Annotated in this window: 23 protein-coding genes, 5 pseudogenes and 1 other annotated feature; of the genes and pseudogenes, 11 read left to right on the top strand and 17 right to left on the bottom strand. The window is 58.4% G+C overall.

Annotation, left to right across the window (positions count from 1 at the left end; all coding sequences use genetic code 11):
* Positions 1–26 precede the first annotated feature (26 nt).
* The 3 genes and pseudogenes from ACGI6K_RS13395 to ACGI6K_RS13385 form a co-directional block, all read right to left on the bottom strand.
* Positions 27–557 (bottom strand): annotated as a pseudogene (locus ACGI6K_RS13395) (IS630 family transposase); the annotation flags it as partial.
* Positions 558–643: 86 nt separating this feature from the next.
* Positions 644–1,690: a cell division protein ZapE gene (gene zapE / locus ACGI6K_RS13390; protein WP_376949374.1), complete on the bottom strand. Its 1,047-nt coding sequence runs from the start codon at positions 1,688–1,690 to the stop codon at positions 644–646.
* A gap of 471 nt (positions 1,691–2,161) precedes the next feature.
* Positions 2,162–3,384 (bottom strand): IS3 family transposase gene (locus ACGI6K_RS13385; RefSeq protein ID WP_377968701.1). Its coding sequence is split into 2 segments (ribosomal slippage): positions 2,162–3,099 and positions 3,099–3,384, totalling 1,224 coding nucleotides; the frame shifts between segments, so codons are not numbered across the junction.
* Positions 2,990–3,106, bottom strand: a sequence feature (AL1L pseudoknot). (Overlaps the previous gene by 117 nt.)
* 76 nt (positions 3,385–3,460) lie before the next feature.
* On the opposite strand from ACGI6K_RS13385, the pseudogene ACGI6K_RS13380 reads away from it, so the two are divergent.
* A pseudogene (locus ACGI6K_RS13380) lies at positions 3,461–3,652 on the top strand (transposase); the annotation flags it as partial.
* A gap of 358 nt (positions 3,653–4,010) precedes the next feature.
* Here ACGI6K_RS13380 and ACGI6K_RS13375 read toward each other — a convergent pair.
* From ACGI6K_RS13375 to ACGI6K_RS13340, 8 genes are all read right to left on the bottom strand, one after another.
* Positions 4,011–4,400, bottom strand: a complete 390-nt coding sequence (locus ACGI6K_RS13375; protein WP_376942429.1) for a tautomerase family protein — start codon at positions 4,398–4,400, stop codon at positions 4,011–4,013.
* A gap of 8 nt (positions 4,401–4,408) precedes the next feature.
* Complete coding sequence (locus ACGI6K_RS13370; RefSeq protein WP_376942431.1) at positions 4,409–5,035, bottom strand: FMN-binding negative transcriptional regulator; 627 nt, start codon at positions 5,033–5,035, stop codon at positions 4,409–4,411.
* Positions 5,035–6,264 carry an NAD(P)/FAD-dependent oxidoreductase gene (locus ACGI6K_RS13365; RefSeq protein WP_377968699.1) on the bottom strand — a complete coding sequence of 410 codons (1,230 nt, stop codon included), beginning with the start codon at positions 6,262–6,264 and terminating at the stop codon, positions 5,035–5,037. The genes ACGI6K_RS13370 and ACGI6K_RS13365 overlap by 1 nt, the downstream gene beginning before the upstream one ends.
* A 64-nt stretch (positions 6,265–6,328) precedes the next feature.
* The gene (locus tag ACGI6K_RS13360) at positions 6,329–7,642 is read right to left on the bottom strand and encodes a SidA/IucD/PvdA family monooxygenase (RefSeq protein ID WP_376942435.1); all 1,314 of its coding nucleotides are present in this window, start codon (positions 7,640–7,642) and stop codon (positions 6,329–6,331) included.
* Positions 7,639–9,018 (bottom strand): diaminobutyrate--2-oxoglutarate transaminase family protein, encoded by a 1,380-nt coding sequence (locus ACGI6K_RS13355; protein ID WP_376942437.1) that lies wholly within the window; start codon positions 9,016–9,018, stop codon positions 7,639–7,641. Before ACGI6K_RS13355 ends, ACGI6K_RS13360 begins: the two co-directional genes overlap by 4 nt.
* A gap of 14 nt (positions 9,019–9,032) precedes the next feature.
* Positions 9,033–10,076, bottom strand: a complete 1,044-nt coding sequence (locus tag ACGI6K_RS13350; protein ID WP_376942439.1) for an aromatic ring-hydroxylating dioxygenase subunit alpha — start codon at positions 10,074–10,076, stop codon at positions 9,033–9,035.
* A 75-nt stretch (positions 10,077–10,151) separates the two neighbouring features.
* Entirely contained in the window at positions 10,152–11,678 is a 1,527-nt protein-coding gene (locus ACGI6K_RS13345) for a 4-hydroxyphenylacetate 3-hydroxylase family protein (RefSeq protein WP_376942441.1), read from the bottom strand.
* Between the two features lie 89 nt (positions 11,679–11,767).
* On the bottom strand, positions 11,768–12,520 hold the full coding sequence (locus ACGI6K_RS13340) for a sulfite exporter TauE/SafE family protein (protein WP_376942443.1): 753 nt from the start codon (positions 12,518–12,520) through the stop codon (positions 11,768–11,770).
* 327 nt (positions 12,521–12,847) lie between these two features.
* On the opposite strand from ACGI6K_RS13340, the gene ACGI6K_RS13335 reads away from it, so the two are divergent.
* The 5 genes and pseudogenes from ACGI6K_RS13335 to ACGI6K_RS13315 all read left to right on the top strand — a co-directional run.
* A protein-coding gene (locus ACGI6K_RS13335; protein WP_394542939.1) for an IS630 family transposase occupies positions 12,848–13,794 on the top strand; the annotation gives its coding sequence in 2 pieces (ribosomal slippage) (positions 12,848–13,193 and positions 13,193–13,794; 948 coding nt in all).
* Positions 13,795–14,139: 345 nt separating this feature from the next.
* Positions 14,140–14,412, top strand: a pseudogene (locus ACGI6K_RS13330) (hypothetical protein); the annotation flags it as partial.
* Positions 14,413–14,437: 25 nt separating this feature from the next.
* A complete protein-coding gene (locus ACGI6K_RS13325) occupies positions 14,438–14,671 on the top strand; it encodes a hypothetical protein (RefSeq protein ID WP_394542938.1) in 234 nt (77 codons plus the stop codon).
* Positions 14,668–16,383: a methyl-accepting chemotaxis protein gene (locus tag ACGI6K_RS13320; protein WP_376949376.1), complete on the top strand. Its 1,716-nt coding sequence runs from the start codon at positions 14,668–14,670 to the stop codon at positions 16,381–16,383. Before ACGI6K_RS13325 ends, ACGI6K_RS13320 begins: the two co-directional genes overlap by 4 nt.
* A 353-nt stretch (positions 16,384–16,736) precedes the next feature.
* Positions 16,737–16,838: pseudogene (locus ACGI6K_RS13315) on the top strand (IS5/IS1182 family transposase); the annotation flags it as partial.
* A 2-nt stretch (positions 16,839–16,840) separates the two neighbouring features.
* Here the strand turns inward: ACGI6K_RS13315 and ACGI6K_RS13310 are convergent.
* The 6 genes from ACGI6K_RS13310 to ACGI6K_RS13285 all read right to left on the bottom strand — a co-directional run bounded on the left by ACGI6K_RS13310 (position 16,841) and on the right by ACGI6K_RS13285 (position 23,006).
* Positions 16,841–17,787 (bottom strand): IS630 family transposase gene (locus ACGI6K_RS13310; RefSeq protein WP_394542937.1). Its coding sequence is split into 2 segments (ribosomal slippage): positions 16,841–17,442 and positions 17,442–17,787, totalling 948 coding nucleotides; the frame shifts between segments, so codons are not numbered across the junction.
* A gap of 281 nt (positions 17,788–18,068) precedes the next feature.
* A complete protein-coding gene (locus tag ACGI6K_RS13305) occupies positions 18,069–18,770 on the bottom strand; it encodes an ABC transporter ATP-binding protein (RefSeq protein ID WP_376943776.1) in 702 nt (233 codons plus the stop codon).
* Positions 18,770–19,537 carry a high-affinity branched-chain amino acid ABC transporter ATP-binding protein LivG gene (livG, locus tag ACGI6K_RS13300; protein WP_376943774.1) on the bottom strand — a complete coding sequence of 256 codons (768 nt, stop codon included), beginning with the start codon at positions 19,535–19,537 and terminating at the stop codon, positions 18,770–18,772. The genes ACGI6K_RS13305 and livG overlap by 1 nt, the downstream gene beginning before the upstream one ends.
* Positions 19,534–20,790 carry a high-affinity branched-chain amino acid ABC transporter permease LivM gene (locus tag ACGI6K_RS13295; protein WP_376943772.1) on the bottom strand — a complete coding sequence of 419 codons (1,257 nt, stop codon included), beginning with the start codon at positions 20,788–20,790 and terminating at the stop codon, positions 19,534–19,536. The genes livG and ACGI6K_RS13295 overlap by 4 nt, the downstream gene beginning before the upstream one ends.
* Positions 20,787–21,710, bottom strand: coding sequence for a high-affinity branched-chain amino acid ABC transporter permease LivH (livH, locus tag ACGI6K_RS13290; RefSeq protein WP_376943770.1), 924 nt, complete (start codon positions 21,708–21,710; stop codon positions 20,787–20,789). The genes ACGI6K_RS13295 and livH overlap by 4 nt, the downstream gene beginning before the upstream one ends.
* A gap of 174 nt (positions 21,711–21,884) precedes the next feature.
* Entirely contained in the window at positions 21,885–23,006 is a 1,122-nt protein-coding gene (locus ACGI6K_RS13285; protein ID WP_376943768.1) for a branched-chain amino acid ABC transporter substrate-binding protein, read from the bottom strand.
* Between the two features lie 174 nt (positions 23,007–23,180).
* On the opposite strand from ACGI6K_RS13285, the gene ACGI6K_RS13280 reads away from it, so the two are divergent.
* The 5 genes and pseudogenes from ACGI6K_RS13280 (at position 23,181) to ACGI6K_RS13260 (ending at position 24,783) form a co-directional block, all read left to right on the top strand.
* The gene (locus ACGI6K_RS13280; protein ID WP_376943766.1) at positions 23,181–23,501 is read left to right on the top strand and encodes a DUF2288 domain-containing protein; all 321 of its coding nucleotides are present in this window, start codon (positions 23,181–23,183) and stop codon (positions 23,499–23,501) included.
* A 103-nt stretch (positions 23,502–23,604) separates the two neighbouring features.
* On the top strand, positions 23,605–23,808 hold the full coding sequence (locus ACGI6K_RS13275; RefSeq protein WP_376943764.1) for a hypothetical protein: 204 nt from the start codon (positions 23,605–23,607) through the stop codon (positions 23,806–23,808).
* Positions 23,808–24,317 (top strand): hypothetical protein, encoded by a 510-nt coding sequence (locus ACGI6K_RS13270; RefSeq protein WP_376943762.1) that lies wholly within the window; start codon positions 23,808–23,810, stop codon positions 24,315–24,317. Before ACGI6K_RS13275 ends, ACGI6K_RS13270 begins: the two co-directional genes overlap by 1 nt.
* Positions 24,200–24,505: pseudogene (locus ACGI6K_RS13265) on the top strand (hypothetical protein); the annotation flags it as partial. The gene ACGI6K_RS13270 and the pseudogene ACGI6K_RS13265, both read left to right, overlap by 118 nt.
* Positions 24,506–24,654: 149 nt before the next feature.
* A complete protein-coding gene (locus ACGI6K_RS13260) occupies positions 24,655–24,783 on the top strand; it encodes a hypothetical protein (RefSeq protein WP_376943760.1) in 129 nt (42 codons plus the stop codon).
* The last annotated feature ends 8 nt before the right edge of the window (positions 24,784–24,791 follow it).

Genomic DNA, 24,791 nt, shown 5'->3' with positions numbered 1-24,791 from the left:
TGCAGTTTCTGTTCCGTTGCTCCCCAAACCCCCAGTACCAGCGCTTTATCCGGCGGATTCAGGTAGAGCCCTACGATATCCTGCACCTTGTCGACAAAGGCAGGATCGGTGGACAGCTTGAAGGTGTGCTCTAGATGAGGCTTGAGCCCGAAGGCTCGCCAGATACGCTGTACGCTCGCCGGCGAAATATGGGTGGCCTTGCTCATCCGGCGCGAGCTCCAATGACTGGCATCGTCGGGCCTGGTCTGCCGCACCCGGTCGGCCACTTCCTGGACCTTTTCATCACTGATGCTGCGTGGGCGGCCTGAGCGCGGCTCGTCATTGAGGCCTTGCAGGCCCAAACGGGCGAAGCGAAGGCGCCACCTCGAAACGGTTTGTGCCGTAATGCCAAGCCGTCGAGCAATGGAAGAGCCGGACTCACCTCGAGCGCAGGACAGAATGATCTCGGCGCGCAGCTGCATATCGGCAGGCCCCTTGTGCCTGGCTCGGCGGCAGGTGAGTTCGGCATGCTCTTGTTCGGTCAGTTCGATCCGAACGGCTGGGCGGCCTGTTTTCATCGCATGCCCTCCGAAAAAACTCTGTCAGCTCCGCGGTAGACAAGACTTATCCTGAGCAGTTGTGATTCACCACAACTAGTTAAACGTCACTTTTCGAGTCTTCTAAGCTGTGACAGGCGGCTGCGCGTACGCCCGATGTCAGCTATTTCACAGAGATCCATCGCCTTATCAAGGGAGAGCGGGCTAATCAGAAACAAAGTGCAGCGACGGTCGTAGAGAATGTCGATCAGATTAAGAAAGCGCTGCTGAGCCGCCGCAGAGGCACTCGAAATCTTTGGCAGGCCGCTGAGTATCCAGTAATCGAACTGGTCGACTAATACGAGGTAATCCATCACAGCCGTTGCGCTTTCACAGAGGTCCTCGAAAGTGAAATAAATTGTCCGATCTCCCAGATCTGCTCCTCGAAGCAATCGATGATTGACCTTAATCTCATGAGTCTCCACTGGGTAAGCTGGTAGCCCCAGCATTTCACGCTGCGCTGGATCGCCTGGACTGACAAAGGCTCCACGGTGGAAAGTATCTGCTTCTCCTGTGTTCAGAGAACGATAGTCGATATCACCTGCAATGGACAGAATATCCATGTGGGATTCGATCAACCGGATCGTAGGCAGAAAACGTTCGTGATAGATAGGGTTGGGTAGCAGTTCCGCAGGTGGATAATTGGACGTGGTAAGCAAAACGCAGCGGCGCGCAAAGATTGCCTTGAACAGCCGGCTGATCAACATAGCATCGCCGATATCATGCAGATGAAATTCATCAAAGCACAGCAAGCGACACTCACTCAACATTATATTGAGGGCCTCCCCCATCGCATCATTGCTACCTATATTTTCAAACATCTGTTGATGTAGCTCCCGGAAAAATGCATGGAAGTGCACACGCCGTTTCTCCACGATCGGAATAGAGTCAAAAAACGAATCCAAGAGAAAACTCTTACCCCGCCCTACTGGTCCCCAGATATACAAGCCTCTCATTTTTTGGAAGCGTAACAGCCTCGTAGAAAGCAGGCTATCGGCTAGCAACGCCAAACGCTTTATAGCGGCATACTGATAATTATCCAACTTATATCCCAGAGATGCTGCCTTAGTTTCGATCACAGATACTAATTCCGCGCTAGGAGAAATGCTTTTCATGGGCCCATTCCTTTAGATAACGAAGCCGCATTGTAAAAGAAAAATGCATGGCAATCTGCCAAACCCAATCACTAGGGGACTCTGAAAAAGTCCCATTTTCACGAGTTCACATGCATTGTAAGCTTCATGGTTACTGGCTTGTGATTTTCAGTCCACCCTTAACGATGTGTCATCGGGTGGTTTGTTTTCGCTCATCTTCTCAAGATGTACCTGACGCTGTTTATCGGCGCCTTTTCCAAAAGGTCGCTCACCACCATACCTTTTGAATGCAGCAGCACCGGGCGGTTTGAAGCCAGCTCCTGCAGCCTACTCCTATCTTTGATACAGCATCGCAGGCTCATGCCTGCGTTCGTGACACACCCCAGTACAGGATTCACCCGATTGCGCACCCGATTGAGAAACACGAACAGCACCGGATCAAACACTGCCACCTGAACCGCCCCGGGAATTCCGGAGGCTCATTGGTGTGAGTCACGCCACCATGGCGGACTCGTCGAGTTGGCGATAATAAGCCGCTTCGGCCTCGGCCGGAGGTACGTTGCCGATCGGTTCCAGCCGCCGCCGGTGGTTGAACCAGTCCACCCAGGCCAGCGTGGCCAGTTCCACCGCCTCGCGGTTCTTCCAGGACTGGCGATGGATCACCTCGGCCTTGTAGAGTCCGTTGATGGTCTCGGCCAGGGCATTGTCATAAGAGTCGCCCACGCTACCTACGGACGGCTCGATGCCAGCCTCGGCCAGGCGCTCGGTATAGCGGATCGATACGTACTGCACCCCGCGATCGCTATGGTGGATCAGCCCAGCGTGGCTGGCGGGTCGACGTACATACAGGGCCTGATCCAGCGCATCCAGCACGAACTCGGTAAGGGCCGAGCTGGACACCCTCCAGCCGACGATGCGCCGGGCGAACACGTCGATGACGAAAGCGACATAGACGAAGCCCTGCCAAGTGGAGACATACGTGAAGTCCGACACCCACAGCGCGTTCGGACGCTCGGCTCGGAACTGCCGATTCACCCGGTCCAGCGGACAGGACGCAGCCTTGTCGCTGACCGTAGTCTTGACCGGCTTGCCGCGTACCGCGCCGTGCAGCCTCATCTGCCGCATCAGGCGTTCCACCGTGCAGCGGGCCACGGCAATGCCTTCGCGCCGCAACTGCCGCCAGACCTTGCGTGCCCCGTAGACCTGGAAGTTCTCCTCCCAGACCCGCTGGATATGCCTGCGCAGATGCCCGTCACGCTGCGCACGGAGCGATAGCCGGCTGGGCTCGGTGCGCCGAGCGGCATGTTGGCGGTACGTCGATGGGGCGATCGGCAATACCTTGCAGATCGGCTCGACCCCGTAAAGCTCGCGGTGCTCATCGATGAATGCCTTCATCGCTTGAAGCGGCGGTCGAGCTCCACCTGGGCAAAATAGGCTGAGGCCTTGCGCAGGATCTCGTTGGCTTGGCGCAGCTCACGCACCTCCCGCTCGAGCGCCTTGATCCGTTCACGCTCTGGCGTCGTCTGTCCCTCACGCAGTCCAGTATCGCGCTCGGCCTGTCTCACCCAGCGGCGCAGCGTCTCGGCTGTGCAGCCGATCTTCGCAGCGATGGAATTAATCGCCGCCCACTGCGACTCGTGCTCGTCCTGATGCTCGAACACCATACGAACCGCCCGCTGCCGGACTTCAGGGGAATACTTCGTTGCTGTCTTCATGGCTCCATCCTCTCAAGAGTTGGAGCCTCCGGGAAACCCGGGGCGGTTCAACCCGTATGTCCAGTTCGACTAGTATCTAAACACACAGCAATCCAGTAGCGGCGACCGGCGCAAACTGGGGCATATCAGCCGGCATGGCAACACCTACGTGCGCACCCTGCTGATCCAAGGCCATTGTCAGGCCAAGACCCCGCAGCGCCTGACCCGGCTGCAACGCTGGGCGGTGGCGACGGCGGCGTTGGCGAACAAGCTGGTACGGGTCTGCTGAGCGGTGTGGTGCCATGAGCGGCGCTTCAGCGGCAAGTAGCAGAGCAGGCAGCCCGCCTGACGGCGGGCCAGGGTAATCAGGAGTTGGTTTTCTCGTGGTTGTGGTGAAAAGCGACACTGTCGGAACAGGCGAGTCCTGCGGCGGAGCAAGGCCGATAAAAATGCTGATCCTGGTGATCGATTGAGCGCTTGGCTCCCGTTGCGCGACCTATGGAATGGCCCGGGCGACAACGCCCATGGAAGGCCGGATATACAAATACGACCACACTGACGACAGGGTTGAAACAGCATTACTCACCACTTGTTGGAAGCGTCCACATACGGAGTTTTCCTTGAGGTCTTATTTATAAGACTGACTGTCAGATGGTGATCGAATATCCAAAGTCGATTTCACTGGCTGGAATGCCTCCTCTCATCCCCCAGTTTTCAGCCTTATGTTCATTTAGAATGATTAGTATGGCTTCAGGCGAAATATTTAGTAGCTTCGCAAGCTCACCACTTAACGCCTGATAGAGTTTGTGTTTTGTTTCAAAAGTGCGACCTTTAAAAATTGTTATTTCTACCTGTAGGTACTCCAGCTTTCCTCCTGGGGCATGGAAATTCTCCTTATCATATGTCTGGTAGCGAGCCTGCAGCTCTTCGTCATTTACCCTAAAGATACTTTTCAAACAGCAATATACCACTTCAATGATATTCTGCTTGGTCTCAGCACTGCGTGGAACTGAGTCTTCTATTCGAACAATTGGCATAAAGCACCTTAAACATTAGCTGAAAATGAGGAAAAGAGGAGAAGTTGATCGAGCAACTGTTTATGATCAACTCGACTCTGTTCTAGAATCCACTCAAGGGCAGCTTCTTGATCCTTTTTGGATTTGTCTTGAGATAATTTGAAACGTCCCTCTATGCTTCTAGGGTGGATAGAGAGGCCCAATATATAGGGCAGATTGTGAAGTACTCGTGGATCTTGTGGATCGACGCTATAGGCTGACCGCTGCCTAGCAAGCTGATCTGCACTCTGCTTGAGGATCTCAAGGTTTCTAGCTTCTTCGTGAAGCACCTCGACTTCCGCTTGCATATGAACAGCCAAGTAATTCCATGTAGGCAGTTGCTTGCCTTGATAACCTTCGGGCGGGATGTAGCTGGAGGGCCCTATGAATACTATCTGACAATTAAGTCGCGTTGATTCATTGAACTGGGGGTTGCGGCGATCCACATGGCCGAACAGAGTCCCGTCGATGGCGCGCAACAGAGGGATATGGCTGCTCTGAAACTGCCTGTCCAGTTGTGAGGTAATCAGCGCCAGAGGAAAGGTATCAATGAATTGATTGATAAGACCCTGATCAGTACAGCGATATTCACGGTAATGGAAAGGACATATGCTCATTATGACTTCTCTGAAGACTTAGGCAGTGGAGAGGGCGACAGCATGGTACGACGTTGTTTATAACGGTCGATGGCGATGAGTGTTTGTGCCAGCCAGCCAAAAAGGCCTCCCCTATATAAATAGTTGGGAGACTTAAAAGGCAATCGTATTCCGTCTCGGCCTAAAAGACAGTCCATAAGCGTCCGGCCCATCAAAATGGATAGAGCGATACCTCGCCCATTGCAGCCGCTCCAACTCACGATGCGTTCATCTGCTTGCCGAACCAAAGGCATCCCATCGTGAGTTAACCCCACCCATCCTGCCCATTGGTGCTCAATCGCCACTGGCACCCTTTGATAAACCTTACAGACACGCTCCCGAAGCAAGTCACAACAAGCATTAACCGACTGCACTAATGGCAGAGCAAAGCAGCCCGTGAGAACGCGTCCTCGTTCTAGCCGACGGAAAAACCACATATCCTTTCGGCTATCCGAGAAGGGCATCTGCCCCGTTAGGGGCTCTGTCTCTGCGTGTGGCATCGCAAAGGTGGCTAAAACTAGAGCAATAGGACTTACGGCTTGTCGGGTGATACGGCTAGCCTCAATCCCATAGACGTTTCCGGCAACGAAGATCCGCCCGGCCTTGACCTCACCGCGCGGCGTTATCACACCAACATAGGTGGCATAGGATTTGATCTTTAGGACCGGGCAGTCCTCCAGGATCACTCCTCCTCGCTGGGTAACTGCGCTAGCCATTTCCTGAGCCAGGGCGTAGGGGTCCACAGAGCCTCCAGCGGAATAACACAGGCCAGCCGCATAATGCTCTGTTTCCAGAGCTGCCTTCATCTGCTCGCGTTCGACGACTTCGACGTCAATTCCCAACGCGCGCCAGCCCCTAGCTAGCGCGATGAGGTCAGGTAGCGGATGACTTGCCCAAGGCTGTATCCAGCCTCGGGCTGCCGATGCCGCACTCGACGTGGTGAGAATGTCACAAGCCGTTTGCTGAAGGGCATGAACAAACCTCTGTGCGGCATCGCCTAGAAGATGCCTCAAGGACTCAGGCGTATGACGCGATGGCACTGGCACCACAAAACCTGAATTACGCCCTGTTGCCCCTGCCCCTACCCGGAGCGCCTCAAGCACGGTCACGGAACAACCTGCATCAAGGGCCTGCAACGCCGCTGACAAACCGCTGATTCCTCCTCCGACAATGACAACATCACTCTCGAAGGGAATCTTTGCTGCGTACATCGTTCGCCAAGGCCATTGAGCTTGCCAAACTGAAGGGGCCGCCAATAGTTCGGCTAGTGTTGTTTCAGACATAGCGCTGATACTCAACCAGCCGCAAATGCTTGACCAGCGACTCGACGATGGTCTGCGAGCGTAGGGCGAGCAAGCTGAAAGAACCTGCATCTCCCATTCCATGGGAGGACTCACAGAGGCCATTGAGGTAGGTTGGCAGAGATGGCACTACATCCACCCCATAATCCCGTGCAATTTCTAAGTGGCTGTCATCTTTCTTTCGCTTGGCGGCTAGTGGGGCAAGTAATGGCGGGCAGGGCTCCTGCCGATCTCCTAGGCCCAAATCCAAAAAGCCGGTGGCTAGCACCACTAGGTCAAACGACTTCCTACAGATCTGGCTCGTAAGGAAATTTCGGCTTTGCAAGTAAACGCCTTCAGGGCTGGGCTCGCAGGCTATGATTTCCTGACAGGTCATTATTTCCAACTGACGCTCGCCACGTAGGCTTTGCTCATAGCGCTTGATATAGAGCTGATTAAGTACGTCGATATCAGAAGACGAGTAGTTTGTATACACGAGCTCTTGACGCAGTCGGGCCTTTTGTTCAGGGTTAGCCCTGTGAAAGATATCGACGAACTCAGGAAAATAAACTTCATCCGAAAATGGGCTGGTATCCTTCTGCCTAAAACCGAAGTTACGGGTATAGCCCACCACTTCCTGCACGCCGGATTGTTCGCTGGCATGTAGCAGAATCTCAACTGCGCTTTGGCTTCCTCCGATCACGGCTACGCGACAACGACCTTGTGTGCCCTCGATGGTTTCCGAGAGTGCAGGCAGGTAATGATTCAAATGACAAATTCGGATATCATCTATTCCTGTGAATAGCGCTGGAATATGAGGAGTACGCCCTGGCGCTAATACCAGACTGCGCGCTCGGTATACGCGGCCATCTGTTGCGCGCACATGATAATGATCGATACTGCCCTCTGATCCGTCTTCCACCGCCTCTACTGAAATGGCCTCACAATTGTAGTCGACCTGATGTTTAAAAAAGCTTGCTACCCAGCTCACGTACTGAGCATATTCGACCCGCAAGGGATAGTGCAGGGGCAGGTTGAGGTGCTCGTAGAGCCGCTGGTTCTCGAATAGAAAGTTTGTAAAGCTATATCGGCTGCGTGGATTGCGTGGGGTCACCAAGTCACGAAGCGGATGGTTTTGTATATCAGATCCCGGCAAAAGCATATTGGGATGCCATGTGGGCGCAGGCTGACGCTCCAGAAAGCGAACACTTAATTGTGGAGCGAGTTCTTCAAGTGCAATTGCCAAAGCAATGTTTGCTGGCCCAAACCCAATACCAAGGATGTCCAAAATGGCTGAAGGAGTACTCATGCCTGGGCCTCCAATACATTCATCGGAAACTGATGCGGAAAATTGGCAAAGATTTGTTTTCCCAAAACTCGATCTAGTCGATCAAGAATTTCATGCACATCTTCAGATTTAATCACCAGCGGCGGAAGGAAACGCAGTACCGCGCCATGGCGCCCGCCAGTCTCAATGATCAAGCCTTCTTCTAAGCACGCCTTTTTGACAGCAGAAGCGAGGGCAGCTGCCGCAGCTGGATGACCCATGGCATCGGGCTTCCCCTCTGGGTCTACCAGCTCAACTCCCAGCATCAGCCCTCGCCCACGAACATCACCAATGCAGGGGTAGCGGTCTTTTAGCTGAACGAAACCTTGGCGTAGCTCTTCGCCGACCTTATGTACATGTTGCAGTAAGCCCTCACGCTGAATGAACTCCAAGGTAGCCGCGCCACTCACCAAGGCAATCTGATTGCCACGAAAGGTGCCCGCATGCGCACCAGGCTTCCATTGATCGTATTGCTCATGGTAAAGCAGCAGTGAAAGCGGGTAGCCACCGCCAATTGCCTTGGAAAGCAGTATTGCGTCTGGAGTAATACCTGCATGCTCAAAGGCGAACATGTCGCCACTGCGGCCGATACCTGTCTGGATTTCATCTATCACCAGGGGGACTTGGTGACGTGCAGTGATTTCTCGGACTTGCTGCAACCAATTTGCACTAGCCGGAATACATCCACCTTCGCCTTGAATGGCCTCCAGCAGCACCATGGCAGGTTTACCAACGCCACTTTCGGGATCAGTGAGCACATTTTCTAAGAGCGCCAAGCTAAGTCGCTCAGTTTCAAGTGCATCGACCTGATCCCCGAAAGGACTACGAAATATATAGGGATAAGGCAAAAATTGTACTTCGGCGGGCATGCCGCTGATCGCCTGTTTTGGGGAAAGATTGCCCATCATGCCCAATGTGCCGATGGTCATACCATGGTAAGCTCCGTGAAATACCAAGATCGGACGGCGGCCTGTTGCCGTTTTAAAGAGTTTGAGAGCAGCTTCTACCGCATCCGCACCGGAGGGGCCGCAAAACTGCACCTTCGCTTGTTCTGCAAAACTTTTAGGCAACGCTTTAAATAACGCTTCCACAAAGTGCAGTTTGGCTGGCGTAGCAAGGTCCAAGGCTTGTTGTAACTGACCCGACTGAAGAAAGCGGATGACCCTTTCTTGGACAAAGGAATGGTTATGGCCAAGAGGTAGGGCGCCTGCACATGCAAGACAATCAATATATTGGCGACCCTCACTGTCCAAAACATGAATACCACTGCCCTGACTCAACACTTTAGGAATGTTTCGCGCATAGGTACGTGCGTTGGATTCTCGGCTAGCAAGAAACTCGATATTGTCGATGCTCATAGACAACGTCCTTGTTAGAGTGAAACGCTACGATTCTGCTGAATGAGATTTCTGCTTCTTGCAGCTTCACCCAAATTTTTTAACCAGCGCCGATATTCCAACCCCATCCGGTCACTGTTGACATGCATTTCCGCCTTCGGGTCTAGGGGTAGCCGGGCAGGGCGTTGCGATTCGACAATATGTCGATCTTGTTCAAACACGAGGTTTTGACGCGATAAAATCTGCTCCAAGGTTAGATCAGGACCAAAGTTAATCGCGACGATCAGCCAGATAATGCATTCTGCCTCGTCGACCGGTGTTGCATTAAAAAATGTGCAAAACCGCTCGATTTGTCCGGTCTTCTTTTTGAAATACGCTGTCGTTGGATTGAGTATAGAGTAGTTATAGCGAGCGTTAACAGGAATTCCGCGATGATCTCCATAAGGCTGGAAAACGGCAATTTCTGAAGAGTGCAATCCTCGTTCATCTAAGCTGACGGTATATTTTTTGAGTGGCTCAGGCGCATCAGGTAAACCGTTGAGGTTGGGATGTACAAAAGGGAAATGCGATGGGTCGATGAAATTCTCAAGCGCTCGAAGAGCATTGGCCTTATAATAATAGGGGCCAGCATAGACCTTCCTATAAGCATCGTCTTCCCACTGGGGTAGTTCGGGCAACGACCGAGCTGGCTGCTCAAGACAGACCCAAATATAGCCGTATCGCTCTTCTGCAAAGTGCCGAAAGATAAGGCGCTCCGATGAAGGTCCGCTCCGATCCGGGTGGGCCGGCACTAGGGTACAATCGCCCTGACTGTTAAAGCGCCAACCATGGTAAGGACATTCTAATTGCCCCTGCTTAACGCAGCCGAGGGACAATTTAGGCCCTCGATGTCCGCAATAATCTTTCCAGGCGTTTACCTGGCCGCTTTCGTCTCTCCATAACACCAAGTCTTCACCCAACAAACGGACTGCTTTGGGTTTGCTTGCCTCCACATCCTCGCTGAGTGCCACTACATGCCATTGGTTGACTAGGGCCTGGTAGTCAAGCTCTTCACGATTCCATTCACCGTTGTATAACATCGGTTTCTCCTATTTTCAGGTAAAAGATGAGCGCGACAGCGCCAATAGATGCTGTCGGCTTTTATTAAAAAGTTTTTAGCAGATTTCGGGCTGTTGAGGTTCGAACTGCCAGCCGGGGCGCGCCCAACCATGTTCATCGTAGTCCGCCAGGCAGCGATCTACTAGATCTGTGCACTGAGTTAGAACACCGGCACTTTCACAGTGACGCAGCATATCTAGGCGTACCTGCTCATGATTACCAGCGTAATTGTGTTCATAGATTTCATGACGGCCAGCGAATTCGCTACCCAGTGCATCCCATAACAGTTTTATAAGCTTCATACGGTCGGAGGCACTTTGATCAGTTCCCAGGTAATACTTATCGATCAAGGGGCGGATCTCAGGGTTGGCCATATCTAGCCAACTCGCCACATGCATGATCGGAGAACCACCAAGAATAGTATTAAACACTGGCTTCAGTTGACTCATCATTTGAGTACCGAAGTAACGCACAGTGGCAGCGGCTTCGAGACGCGGGACCACAGATCCGTCCTGACGAATTTCCGGATCAAGGCACAGATTTTCGGTTAAAGCCCACATCAGATTTCGCAAAGCCACAATATCCGCTAGGCGCGTACGAATACCCCTAAACTCGGAAGAGCCGTTAGAAGACAGCACTTTGGTCAATAGCCCGCAGATGAAATCCATTTTTACAGCCAGCCGGGTTCCGGACTGAAGTGGGTAGCGGTTCAGGAATCCGGAAGCAGCATAAAAATTGCGGGCTCTTTCGATGTCGCGGTATATAAGAACGTTTTCCCAAGGCACTAGGACGCCATCAAAAATTAGGATCGAATCGTTTTCATCAAAGCGACTGGATAATGGATGATCAAATGGGCTCAGCGAGGACGCTTCATAGGAGCGCCGGCACATAATTTTGAGGTTGGGTGCGTTCATTGGCAGGATGAAGCACAAAGCAAAATCTTCTTCTGACCCGGCTTGATAATGCGTTGCGCTATTCTGAGCGACAAACGTGGCATTTGAGAACGCGGCGCTGGTCGCGACCATTTTTACACCGCGCACGATAATACCCGCATCAGTTTCCTTCTCTACATGCAGGTAAATGTCCCGCATGTCTGAAATCTGGCGTGCGCGCCCCACTGGCGGATTGACCAATACGTGATTCAAGAACAAGACTTTTCTCGCGGTTTTGCGATACCAAGATAAGGCATTGTCTTGGAATGGTGCATAGATGTGTGGGTCAGAACGCAAAGTAGCTGTAAAGCCGGCCTTGTAGTCAGCAGTGCGCCCCATGAATCCATAGGATAGTCGCGACCAATAAGCAATCGCATCTCGTGCCTGCAAGAGTTCCTGTGCTGATCTAGACGGCATGAAATACCGGTGGGTTCGATAACCATCTGGGTCGATGGCCGTCATTACATCTTGGCTGGCTGGATCATGAAGAGCATCGTAAAGCCGTGATACGGAATAGGCACTGTTACGCAGGGCATGATGCTCGCACACATTCTGTACCCGCTCTCCATAAATATAGACCTCTCGTCCATCATCGAGACTTTCCAAAAACTCACGTCCAGTCATCATCTCGTTGCGTTGGAGATCTTCCATTATCAATATCCTTTATCGTTTGTTTAGGATGTAACAAGAGAGCACCAGCAGTGGCCGATGAGTAAAAACAATTAGAACAAATAGATAGATCAGGAGAAGTAGCGGACTATCAGCATGGTACCAGAAGCTAAAACCAAAACATTTATTAACTTGAGAAACTGATCGCGGGACATGCTAAGTGTGATGCGCCGACCTAGAGTAATGCCCATTAGCATACCCGGCGCTAAAATCAACGCCAGCCACAGTAAACTCGTATCAAGATAGACCCCGGCGAGCGCGAATAGAATGACACGAGTAAGAGTACTAAGCCCAATCAAAGTAGTTTGGGTAATACGCATCGAGTCTTTATCATGCAGCCGACTACTAAGGTAAATTGCATAGATGAAGCCGCCACTGCCAAATAGAGCGCTAAATATTCCGCCTATCGATCCAAAGGGTACCGCCGCAGCCGCTGTAAATTCCCGATTGGGCTTAAGGCCGCTGAGTGAATATAGCGAATAACCAACAACGAAGACCCCTAGAGCCAGTAGCAGGATATTGGGATGTGCTTTGAGCAGAATTGCCGCTCCAATAAGGCTCCCGATAATCATCAAAGGCACAAGCCGCTTGAGCTCCTGCCAGTTAGCTTTACGGCCCTCACGGCTAACGTTTACGAAGGCGGCACACATGTCCATGAGTGCCAGCAACGGAACGATCTTAGCTACAGGAACGTAAAGGGCCAGAATGGGACTGGCCACTAGTGCAGTACCAAAGCCTGCAATACCGAAGATAATATAGGCGCACAGCAGTGTGAAAAATATTACCGCGTAGCCAGACAGGCCAAGAGCAATAGTATCATTCATTTTTGCTAAATCCGTTTACTTTATTAAAGTTGAATATTTATTTTACATTATTATTTTAAAATTAATTATCTATATAATATATGCTATATAAAATCTTTTCTATCAAAAATAAAATACAACCTTTGTCTGAAAGGCTATGCGCCATCATTCTGATCGAATCGTTGGCTCAGGCAGGCCCGTGCTCTACCAGCAGCGCGCGAGCATCCCCTCGTAACGGCTTCTGACCTGCACCGCTAGAGCATTTTTTGAAAACACAAATTCGACATACAGGGGTTGCTCTTCCTGGTCATTTCGGGCCTCCTCTCCCGCTCAGACAAGGAGACCAGAATGGCTCGAGCATACAGTGCCGATCTTCGCCGACGCGTCGTCGACGCGGCCATGGGCGGGCTGTCGGCTCGGCAGGCCGCCGAGCGATTCGACATCGGCACGGCGACGGCGATCGTGTGGGTACGGCGCTTTCGGGAAGGCGGGGAGCTCGTCGCCCGCCGACAGGGCAAGCCCCGGGGCTTGCGGCTCGATCCCCATGCGCACTACCTGCTCGGCCTGCTCGAGCAAACCCCCGACCTGACGCTGGCCGAACTCGCCGCAACCCTCGAGCGGGAGCGCGGTATTCGGGTCAGCCTGGCGACGGTATGGACGTTTCTCGACCGGCACGGCATGACGTTCAAAAAAAGACCGCGCATGCGGCCGAGCAGCAGCGGCCGGACGTCCAGGCAGCGCGACAGGAGTGGCTCGAGGAACAACCCGGCTTCGACTGGCGCAAGCTGATCTTCGTCGACGAAACCGCCGCCGCGACCAACCTGGCCCGCCTACAAGGCTGGGCCCCTCGCGGCGAGCGCTGCCTGGCCGCGGTCCCTCACGGTCACTGGAAAACCACGACCTTTACCGCCGGCCTGCGCGTGGATGGGCTAACTGCTCCGCTGGTGCTCGACGGCGCCATGAACGGCCCGGCCTTCCTGGCCTATGTCGAGCAGGTCCTGGTTCCCGAGCTGACGCCCGGCGCTATCGTGGTGATGGACAACCTGCCGGCCCACAAGGTGGCGGGGGTACGCCAGGCCATTGAAGGCGCAGGAGCCACACTGCGCTACCTGCCTCCCTATAGCCCCGACCTGAACCCGATCGAAAGGGCATTCTCCAAGCTCAAGGCGCTGCTGCGAAAGGCGGCGGCGCGGACCGTGCCGCAGCTGTGGCAGAGCATTGGCGAGGCGATTGCGCAGTTCTCGGCGCAGGACTGCAGGCACTACTTCGAGGCAGCCGGATATGAATCGGGATAAGGTAAAAATGCTCTAGGGTTCATGGGGGATCCTCCGGCTCAAGGGATGCTTGTTCACACGCTTCACTTTGGCACTTAGATGTTGAGCAGCGAGGAGCCTCTATCGATGCCGAGGTGCTGCGGTCGGCCCGCTGCCGGGGGGCGTCCATACCATCTGTTGACGTTTCAGGATCGACGGGCGCGACTCTCACCGTTGCGCGGAGCATGCTCCAACCAGACGCCGGATAGATTTAGGCAAGCCAGCACCCATCGTTGATCTCTATTGCAAAACAAGGGTGGCATAAATCACATAGGAGCTATAGAAGAATACAGGCTATATGCTATCGTGTTCTCGTAATTTCGCTTCAACTTGTCGTATAGGCTGTTCGAGGAGATCGGCCTGATCGCTTTCGACTGGTATCCCCTGGGCAGCGGTATCACCATCCTTGCCCAGCCGGCCGAGCGGATCGGCGTGACTGCCTTCGAGTGCCTGCTCGATCCTTTGCAAGGAGCCCGAGGGCCGGCCAGCCGCTTCGATTTCAAGGCACAACTGATCGTCCGGGGCTCCACCCATCCACCCATCCACCCATCCACCCATCCACCCAGCCGACAGCCCGTGGACTGTTCGGTCAAAAAATAAAATTGATTTCAGAGGAATAACCATAATGTACCTCTACCCCGTCTCCGTGAGTCTTTTCAGCTATGGCGCCAGTCTGGTACGCGAACGCGGCCAGGCCTATTTCCTGCCGTTGCTGGCCCAGGCCGGCGCTGCCCGCGCCGAACTGCGCGATGAGTTGTTCGCCACCCCGCTGGACCCGGAGGCCCCGCCCGCTGCCGTCCGCGGTCGCCTGTATTCGCTCCTGCTCACACTGTGGACCAAGCAAGGAAAGAAAAAATGAAGAACGTATCGGTTCGTACTGCTTTGATAGGTGCCGTGGCGCTATTTGCCTCGTTGATCCTACTCATTTCGTGTGCCGGCTTCTTAATGCTGGGCAAATCGAACGACTCCACCGTGCTCGTCCATGAGGCGGGGCGCCGCGTCATCCTGATCAACGACGTATATAAGGACTCTGCTCGCACGCGGGCCGGTCTGGCGATGGTTTATGCCTCCTTGCTGAAGAACGGCAAGGCCGAAGATTGGATCTTCAAGAACATCAAGACGACCTACGATCGAATGCTGGCCAAAACGCAGGAGTTCAACGGTCTGTCCATCGTCATACAGGGCGACGAATCGATCAAGGCAGAGCTCGTGGAAGCGGCGAACGCCCTGGCCGAGATGCTCGACAAGGCCACGGCCTTTTTGCAAGCTGGCGACGTCAATGCCTACTTCGAGCTGAATGTGACGGGCATCGACAAAGCCGGCGGCAGATTTTCCCAGGCGCTGGAAAAGTACCAGAAGAGCTCACAGGAAGCCGCGAATGCGCTTGCCGCCGAGCGCAAGCAAGAGTTCCGGATGATGCAGTGGGTCATGGCGATCTCGCTGCTCGTCGCCGTCGCGCTCACCGTGGCCGTGCTGTACATGCTTCGGAGCGTCATCCTGCGCCCCCTCGCTTACGCCATTGCGCAGTTGGACCAAGTGGCCAAGGGTGATCTGACGGAGCGTATCCATGTGCCCGGCAACAACGAGATGGGCAGGCTGCTCGCGTCCATCAGCAGCATGCAGGACAACCTAGCCCAGATCGTCGGCTCGGTGCGCGGCGGCGCCGACGGTATAGCCACCGCTTCGGGCCAGATCGACGCGGGTAACCAGGACCTGTCCAGTCGCACCGAGGAACAGGCCAGTGCACTGCAGCAAACCGCAGCTTCCATCGAGGAGCTCACGAGTACCGTGCGCCAGAACGCCGACAACGCGGGCCAGGCCAACAAGCTCGCAGCCAGCACTTCCGAAGCCGCTGCCGAGAGTGGCCGGGTAGTTGCCGATGTGGTCACGACAGTCGGGGAGATCAACGACGCTTCGCATAAGATCGCCGACATCGTCGGTGTGATCGACGGGATCGCCTCCCAGATCAACATTCTTGCGCTCAATGCGGCGGTGGAAGCGGCGCGCGCGGGCGAGCAGGGCCGAGGTTTTGCCGTTGTCGCCTCGGAGGTGCGTGCACTGGCGGGGCGCTCGCTCACCGCGGCCAAGGACATCAAGGCGTTGATCGAGAATTCAGTGGGCAAAGCTAGCGAGGGAGTGCGACAGGTGGCGGAAGCCGGTCGCAAGGTGGAGGCCCTCGTGCAGAGCAGTAAGCGCGTGGCGGATATCCTTGGCGAGATCAGCGCCGCCAGCACCGAACAAAGCCAAGGCATCGAGCAGGTGAACCAGGCCATTGCTCAGATAGACACGGTGACCCAGCAGAATGCCGCGCTCGTGGAAGAGGCTGCCGCCGCTGCCAGTTCGCTCAAGGCGCAGGCCGCCCGACTCGCGGAGGCTGTGGGCGTGTTTCGGCTGCGCGAGGATGCCGGCGGCAACGCCGTATATCAGGCCTCGGTGGGGAGCCCTTCACCGCGTCCTGCCGTACGTGTGACCGGGAAGTTGCCGGTGGCCGCCGCACCCGCACTATCTCTCCCACCGCTTGCATTGGCCAGCGGTGGGAGCGAGAAGGGCGGTGCGTGGGAGTCCTTCTGAAGGTCGGTGCCTCAGGTTCGCAGGGGCAGACCTAGGTTTTGCCCAGACTGGCTGCGGGGCACTGCGAACCGCTGTTTGCAAGGGGAAGGGGATGCCGGTCCTGAGCCCAGGTGGCCTACTGCTGACATTGAGCTGGCGCAGACACATCCGCTGTGCCGCTTCCAGAGGCCGTTGACGTTTTGAGCCTGGGGCGTCGATGGGGGAAGAGCAAACCCGCAGAATTCAGGCGCCCGGCCCGATAATCCCGCGAGTTTACAATACCCCGATCGATGCTCGGTGACGCACTCTGGTCGAAGCTGGAAAACGTTCTGCTTCAGCAAGCCATTTATCACAAGCCGGATCTAGGCATGACGGTCGAGGGGATGCTCTACCGGATGAAACATTACCGCGCTGTGTCGTTCCGCTACGACAAGTTGAAGCGAAATTACGAGGGCATGGTAGCTAGAGCATTTTTACCTTATCCCGATTCATATCCGGCTGCCTCGAAGGAGTGCCTGCAGTCCTGCGCCGAGAACTGCCCGATTGCCTCGCCAATGCTCTGCCACAGCTGCGGCACGGTCCGCGCCGCCGCCTTTCGCAGCAGCGCCTTGAGCTTGGAGAATGCCCTTTCGATCGGGTTCAGGTCGGGGCTATAGGGAGGCAGGTAGCGCAGTGTGGCTCCTGCGCCTTCAATGGCCTGGCGTACCCCCGCCACCTTGTGGGCCGGCAGGTTGTCCATCACCACGATAGCGCCGGGCGTCAGCTCGGGAACCAGAACCTGCTCGACATAGGCCAGGAAGGCCGGGCCGTTCATGGCGCCGTCGAGCACCAGCGGAGCAGTTAGCCCATCCACGCGCAGGCCGGCGGTAAAGGTCGTGGTTTTCCAGTGACCGTGAGGGACCGCGGCCAGGCAGCGCTCGCCGCGAGGGGCCCAGCCTCGTAGGCGGGCCAGGTTGGTCGCGGCGGCGGTTTCGTCGACGAAGATCAGCTTGCGCCAGTCGAAGCCGGGTTGTTCCTCGAGCCACTCCTGTCGCGCTGCCTGGACGTCCGGCCGCTGCTGCTCGGCCGCATGCGCGGTCTTTTTTTGAACGTCATGCCGTGCCGGTCGAGAAACGTCCATACCGTCGCCAGGCTGACCCGAATACCGCGCTCCCGCTCGAGGGTTGCGGCGAGCTCGGCCAGCGTCAGGTCGGGGGTTTGCTCGAGCAGGCCGAGCAGGTAGTGCGCATGGGGATCGAGCCGCAAGCCCCGGGGCTTGCCCTGTCGGCGGGCGACGAGCTCCCCGCCTTCCCGAAAGCGCCGTACCCACACGATCGCCGTCGCCGTGCCGATGTCGAATCGCTCGGCGGCCTGCCGAGCCGACAGCCCGCCCATGGCCGCGTCGACGACGCGTCGGCGAAGATCGGCACTGTATGCTCGAGCCATTCTGGTCTCCTTGTCTGAGCGGGAGAGGAGGCCCGAAATGACCAGGAAGAGCAACCCCTGTATGTCGAATTCGTGTTTTCAAAAAATGCTCTAGCCCGTGGGTTTTTATGGCCCTCCATGTGAGTCGTCGCCCCAACTGAAGGGACGGGCCTGTTTTGGCGCAGCGTGGCGTTGCTCGTTGTTTGTCTGCAATGACCAGACTTCTCTCCTCGCGCCTCGCCCTGTGCCAGAACAGGCTTGGTCGCAACGCAAGAAACGATCGATGGCACGCCCTGGATAACTCAGCCGCCCAGGTAGGCTTCGCATACCCGCGCATCGCCGAGCAGTTCCTCGCCCGTGCCCTGCATGACGATCCGCCCGTTCTCCAGCACGTAGCCGCGGTCGGCCAGCTTGAGCGCCTGGTTGGCGTTCTGCTCGACCAAAAAGACCGTGACGCCTTCCTCGCGCAATTGCTCGATGATCGCGAAGATCCGCTGGATGATCAGAGGCGCCAGGCCCAGGGAGGGTTCGTCGAGCAGCAGCAGGCGCGGCCGGCTCATCAGCGCGCGGCCGATGGCGAGCATCTGTTGCTCGCCGCCGGACAGGGTGCCGCCGCGCTGGGCGTAGCGCTCCCTCAGCCGTGGGAAGAGTTCCAGCACGTGCTCCAGGCGTTCCTCGACTTCTCCCCGGCTGGCGAAGAAGCCGCCCATCGCGAGGTTCTCCTCGACCGTCAGGCGGGCGAAGATGCGCCGGCCTTCCGGGACCACGGCGATGCCCTTGCGCATGATCGCGCCGGTATCCTGGCCGACCAGTTCCTCGCCGCGGTAGCGGATACTCCCGGCGCTGGCCCGTGGCGTGCCGCAGAGGGTCATTAGTAGGGTCGACTTGCCGGCGCCGTTGGCGCCGATCAGGGTGACGATCTCGCCTTCGCGCACCTCCAAGCTCACCCCGTGGAGCGCCTGGATCTTGCCGTAGCAGGTAGAAACGTTGTCGAAGCGTAGCATCAGGCTTCTCCCAGATAGGCCTTGATCACCTCGGGATGGCTGCGGATCTGTGCCGGCGTGCCCTCGGCCAGCGGACGGCCCTGGTTGATCGCCACGATCCGGTCGGAAATGCCCATCACCAGCGGCATGTCGTGCTCGATCAGCAGCACGCCGAGGCCGTGTTCGTCACGCAGCAGGCCGATCAATGCCTTGAGCTCCTCGGTTTCCCGTGGGTTGAGGCCGGCGGCCGGCTCGTCGAGCATCAGGATACGCGGGCGGGTGGTCATGCAGCGGGCGATTTCCAGACGGCGCTGCTGGCCGTAGGCGAGGGTGCCGGCGGGACGGTTGGCGCAATCGAGCAGGCCGACCCGTTCCAGCCAGTGATGGGCGAACTCCAGGGCTTGGCGCTCGCTGCGGCGGAAGGCCGGAGTCTTCAGCAGGCCGGCGAAGAAATTGGTGTTCAGGTGGCGGTGCTGGGCCACCAAGAGGTTTTCCAGCGTGGTCATCTCCCTGAATAGGCGGACGTTCTGGAAGGTGCGCACCACGCCCTTGCGGGCGATCCTGTGGCCCGGCAGGCCCTGGATCGCTTCGCCGTCGAGGAGGATCTCGCCGGCGCTGGGCCTGTAGAAGCCGGTCAGGCAGTTGAACACCGTGGTCTTGCCGGCGCCATTGGGGCCGATCATCGACAGCACCTGCCGTTCGCCGAGGCGGAGGTTCACGCCGTCGACCGCCAGCAAGCCGCCGAAGCGCATGGCCAGGTCGCGCACTTCCAGCAGCGGGCGGCTCATGGTTCCAGCTCCAGGTGCGGGCGCTGCATGGGCAACAGGCCCTGCGGCCGCCAGATCATCATCAGCACCAGCAGGGCGCCGAACAGCAGCATGCGGTACTCGCTGAACTCGCGCATCAGTTCGGGGAGCAGGATCATCACTACCGCGGCGAGGATTACCCCCAGTTGCGAGCCCATGCCGCCCAGCACGACGATGGCGAGGATCACCGCCGACTCGATGAAGGTGAAGGACTCCGGCGTCACCAGCCCCTGGCGGGCGGCGAAGAAGCTGCCGGCGAATCCGGCGAAGCAGGCGCCGAGGGTGAAAGCCGAGAGCTTGATGGCGGTGGAGTTGAGGCCCAGGGCGCGGCAGGCGATCTCGTCCTCGCGCAGGGCTTCCCAGGCGCGGCCGATCGGCATGCGCAGCAGGCGGTTGATGACGAACAGGGTGAGCAGCACCAGCAAGAGGGCGATCAGGTAGAGGAAGATTACCTTGTCCGCCGAGTCGTAGGGCAGGCCGAAGAAGCCGTGGAAGGTCTGCAAGCCCTCCGGGGCGCGGCGCTCGAAGGTCAGGCCGAAGAAAGTCGGCCTGTCGATGCCGCCGATGCCGTTGGGACCGCCGGTGAGTTCGGTGAGGTTGCGCAGCAGGATGCGGATGATCTCGCCGAAGCCCAGGGTGACGATAGCCAGGTAGTCGCCGCGCAGGCGCAGCACCGGAAAGCCGAGCAGGAAGCCGAACAGCGCGGCCATCGCCCCGGCGATCGGCAGGCAGGTCCAGAAGCCCAGACCGAAGTGCTGCGAGAGCAAGGCGTAGGTGTAGGCGCCGACCGCGTAGAAGCCTACGTAGCCGAGATCGAGCAGGCCGGCGAGGCCGACCACGATGTTCAAGCCGAGTCCCAGCATGACGTAGATGAGGATCAGGGTGGCTAGGTCCACGGCGCCGCGGGAGGCGAGGAACGGCCAGATCAGGGCCGGCAGCAGCAGGGCGAGCATGCCCCAGCGCTGGGGTGCGGGTCGGGTGAGGATGTCCTTCAGCCGGTCCGGCACGCCGGGAGGTCGCGGCGCTTCGCTCCAGAGCATGGCGAGGCGGTCGCGCCAGAGTTGCCAGCAGAACATGGCGGCGGCCGCGGCGGCGATGCCGCAGAGCAGCGCCGGGCTGGCGTTGTGCACTTCCAGGCGGATACCGACGGTGGTCAGCCTGAGGCCGAGCACCGGCCAGGCCACGGCGAGCACCAGCAGAGCGCTGAACAGGGCGGTCTTCAGTCGAGGGCTCATACCTTCTCCACCTCCGGGCGACCGAGGATGCCGGTGGGACGGAACAACAGCACCAGTACCAGCAGGCCGAAGGCCACCACATCCTTGTACGGATCGCCCAACAGGTCGGCGCCGAAGGCTTCGGCGATTCCCAGCAGCAGGCCGCCGAGCATGGCCCCAGGAATGCTGCCGATGCCGCCGAGCACGGCGGCGGTGAACGCCTTGATGCCGGCGAGAAAGCCCTGCTGCGGATTGATCACCCCGTACTGCAGGCCCAGCAGCACCGCGGCCACCGCAGCCAGGGCGGCGCCGATGACGAAGGTCAGGGCGATGATCCGGTGGGTGTCGATGCCCAGCAGGCCGGCCATTTTCAGATCCTCGGCACAGGCGCGGCAGGCGCGGCCGAGGCGCGAGCGGGAGATGAACAGGGTCAGGCCGAGCATCACCAGCAGGGTGACGGCGAAGATCAGCATCTGTATCCAGGAAATCACCACGCCGTGCATGGCGCTTTCGCCGATGATTAGGTTGCCCGGCAGCAGGCTGGGGATCGCCTTGTCGCGCGAGCCCTGGGAGAGCAGGACCTCGTTCTGCAGGAAGATCGACATGCCGATCGCCGAAATCAGCGGGATCAACCGGTTGCCGCCGCGCAGCGGGCGGTAGGCGATGCGCTCGATGGAATAGCCGTAGGCGCTGGCGACCACGATGCTCGCGGCGAAGGCGCCGGCCATCAGCAGCGGCAACTGGTCTAGGCCGAGCATGGACAGTCCGGCGATGGCGATGAAGGCCACATAGGAGGCGATCATGTACACCTCGCCGTGGGCGAAGTTGATCATGCCGATGATGCCGTAGACCATGGTGTAGCCGATGGCGATCAGCGCATAGGTGCTGCCGACCGTCAAGCCATTCACCAGTTGTTGCAGGTAGTGGTAGAGATCGGGCATCGCCTGGACTCCTCGAAGCCCGCGCGGGGCCGGCAATGGGGTGTTCCTCGAAAGGGGAGAAGTCAGGGAGAGATGCCGAGTCCTCGCGGTCGAGCGCTGATCCGCCAGGGACCGCGCTGGACAAAAGCATCGCGGGCAAGGACCGGGCATCTCCCTCGCTCCTGCGTAGGCAACCTACTCGACCGGCGTCTTGGTCGCGTCCCGGTGCCACTCGTAGACTTCGAAATCGAAATCCTTCAGATCGCCCCTGGCATCGAAGGCCAGGGTGCCGGTCACGGTGTCGAAGCTGTTACTGCGCAGGGCCTCGGCGACCGCCTCAGGATCGTCGCTGCCGGCCTTTGCGATGCCCTGGGCGATCAGTTGCACGGCGGCATAGGCGGGGAACACGAAGGGGCCACTGGGGTCCTGGTTCTTGGCCTTGAAGGCCTCGACCAGCGGCTGGTTCTCCGGGGCCTGGTCGAAGGCGCGCGGCAGGGTGATCAGCAGGCCCTCGGCGGCGTCCCCGGCGATGGCGGAAAGCTCCTTGTTGCCTACCCCTTCCGGTCCCATGAAACGTACCTTCAGACCCTTTTCCGCAGACTGGCGCAATAACAGGCCGAGTTCCGGGTGGTAGCCGCCGTAGTAGACGAAGTCGACGCCGGCCTGCTTGAGCTTGGCGATTATCGTTGAAAAGTCCTTGTCGCCGGCGTTGATGCCCTCGTACAGCGCCACTTCGACACCCTTGTCCTGCAGGGTCTTCCTGACCGCGCTGGCGATGCCCTCGCCGTACTGCTGCTTGTCGTGCAGCACCGCGACGCGCCCGGGCTTGATCCGCTCGGCGATGAAGTTGCCCGCGGTCGGTCCCTGCAGGCTGTCCAGGCCGATGGTACGGAAGATCAAGCGGTGTCCCTGAGCGGTGATCTGCGGGCTGGTCGCGGCGGGGGTGATCATTAGCACGCCCTCGTCCTCGTAGATGTCCGCGGCGGGCTGGGTCGAGCTGGAGCAGAGGTGGCCGACGACGAAGGCGATGCCGTCGTTGACGATCTTGTTGGCCACCGCGACCGCCTGCTTGGGATCGCAGGCGTCGTCGTAGACGGTACCTTCGAGGAGTCGGCCGTTCACTCCGCCGGCCTGGTTGATCCGTTCGATGGCCAGCTTCGCGCCGATAAACTGCATGTCGCCGTATTGCGCCACGGGACCGGTGACCGGTCCGGCCAGGGCGATGCGGATCGGTTCGGCGGCGGCCGCGTGGAGCGCCGCTCCGGCCAGCGCCAGGGCGGCGAACAGCCGGGAAAGGTGTCGGGTAGCCTTGTGCATGTTATCCCTCGTTCTGTCGTTGCGGGGGCCGCTCCGGCCCGGCCCTCTTCTGCGCAGGGCGTTTCGTTACAGTTTAAGGGTGCCTTTCGCTGCTTGGAAACCTTGCCGGCTAGCATTTGCCGGGTTCCGCCGCGCCGCTATGATGGCAGCCCTCGCATGCCCGGTGAATCTTCCATGACAGACACGACCAACCCCCTCTACGTCAAGTTGCTCGGCGAAACGGCCCGGATCGGCTGGGCGGAGCTACAGCCTTTTTTCGCTCGCGGCGCGCTGCTCTGGGTCGCCGCCGAGGTGGATCTGGTGGCGGTGGCGCTGGCCGTCGCCGAGGACGATCGGGCCAGCGTGGCCGCCTGGCTGGGCGGCGGCCAACTGGCTAAGCTGGAGGAAAGTCGCGCCGAGAACCTGCTCGAACGCGACCCGCCGCTGTGGGCGGTGGTGGTGGCACCCTGGGTACTGGTGCAGGAGCGCGGCGGGGAGCCGGAAGCGCGGCATTGAGTATTTGCGGGAGTACGGCTGCGACGATCCGACCTTGTGCCGCGAAGGGGTCCTTGTCCACCATGGATAGGGAAGGGAGCCCTGTCCGGGGACGAGGAAAGAGATGGTGGCAACGCAGCTCGAAGGACTGGTCAGTGCCGTGCGCGGTGCGGTGATCGATGTGACGTTCGCGGCGAAGTTGCCGCCGATCGGCGATGCCTTGGCGATCCTGCGCGACGATGGAGAGCCGCTGGCCGAGGTGCAGGCTTATCTCGACGCGCGACGGGTGCGCGCCATCGCCTTGGCGGCCACCTCTGCGGCGTGCTGATGCATACCGTGCTGGTCTACGGGCAGATGAGCGAGCTGCCCGGCGCGCGCTGGCGCGTACCGTCGACCGCCTTGAGCATCGCCGAATACTTCCGCGACGAGCGACGGCAGAACGTGCTGCCGCTGATGGACAATGTGTTCCGCTTCGTGCAGGCCGGCGCCGGGGTGTCCAGCCTGCTCGGCCGCCTGCCGTCGCGGGTCGGCTACCAGCCGACCCTGGCCGACGAGGTGGCCGCGCTGCGGGAACGCATCGTTTCGGTCGGCGGCGTGGCGGTGACCGTCATCGAGGCGGTGTACGTGCCCGCCGACGACTTCACCGATCCGGCGGTGACCGCCCTGCCTCCCATGTCGACAGCATGGTGGTGCTGTCCCGCGCCATGGCGGCGCAGGGCATGTACCGGCGGTCGATCCCATCGCCTCCTCCTCGTTGCTGCTCGGCCCGCTGGTGGTGGGCGCGTAGCACGTCGCCATCGCCACCGAGGCGCGCCGGATCATTGGGCACTACCGTAAGCCTGCAGGACGTGATCTCGCTGCTCGGCATCGTGGGGCTTGCCGTCGAGGACCGCCGCATCGTCGGCCGGGCGCGGGGAGAGGCCGGCATAAGCCTTCCCCTGCGTCTGCGAATCGTCACTCCGCAGCAGATGCTGGTCGACTGCACGGACGTGGTGGCGTTTCGCGGCGAGGATGCCAGCGGCGGCTTTGGCCTGCTGCCGGGCCATGTCGACTATCTCACCGCGTTGGTGCCCACGGTGCTGCGCTCTGGTCGCCGGCTTGGCGGAGGAGGAGTACCTCTACACCGAGCTGTGCGAGGCACTGATGCTGTCCTTCGCGGCGGAGCGAGGCACGCATGCAGGCCATGGTCGCCACCTGGGGCAACGTCGAGCGGCGCAGCGCCGATCTGCTGGCCGAGTACAGGCGGGTGCGTCGGGACGAAATCACTGACGAGATCATCGAGTTGTCCGCCGCGCGCCTCTGAAGGCCTGG

The organism is Azorhizophilus paspali, from assembly GCF_043587585.2.
GTDB classification, from domain to species: Bacteria; Pseudomonadota; Gammaproteobacteria; order Pseudomonadales; family Pseudomonadaceae; genus Azotobacter; species Azotobacter paspali.
This window is presented reverse-complemented; position numbering and strand designations above follow the sequence as displayed.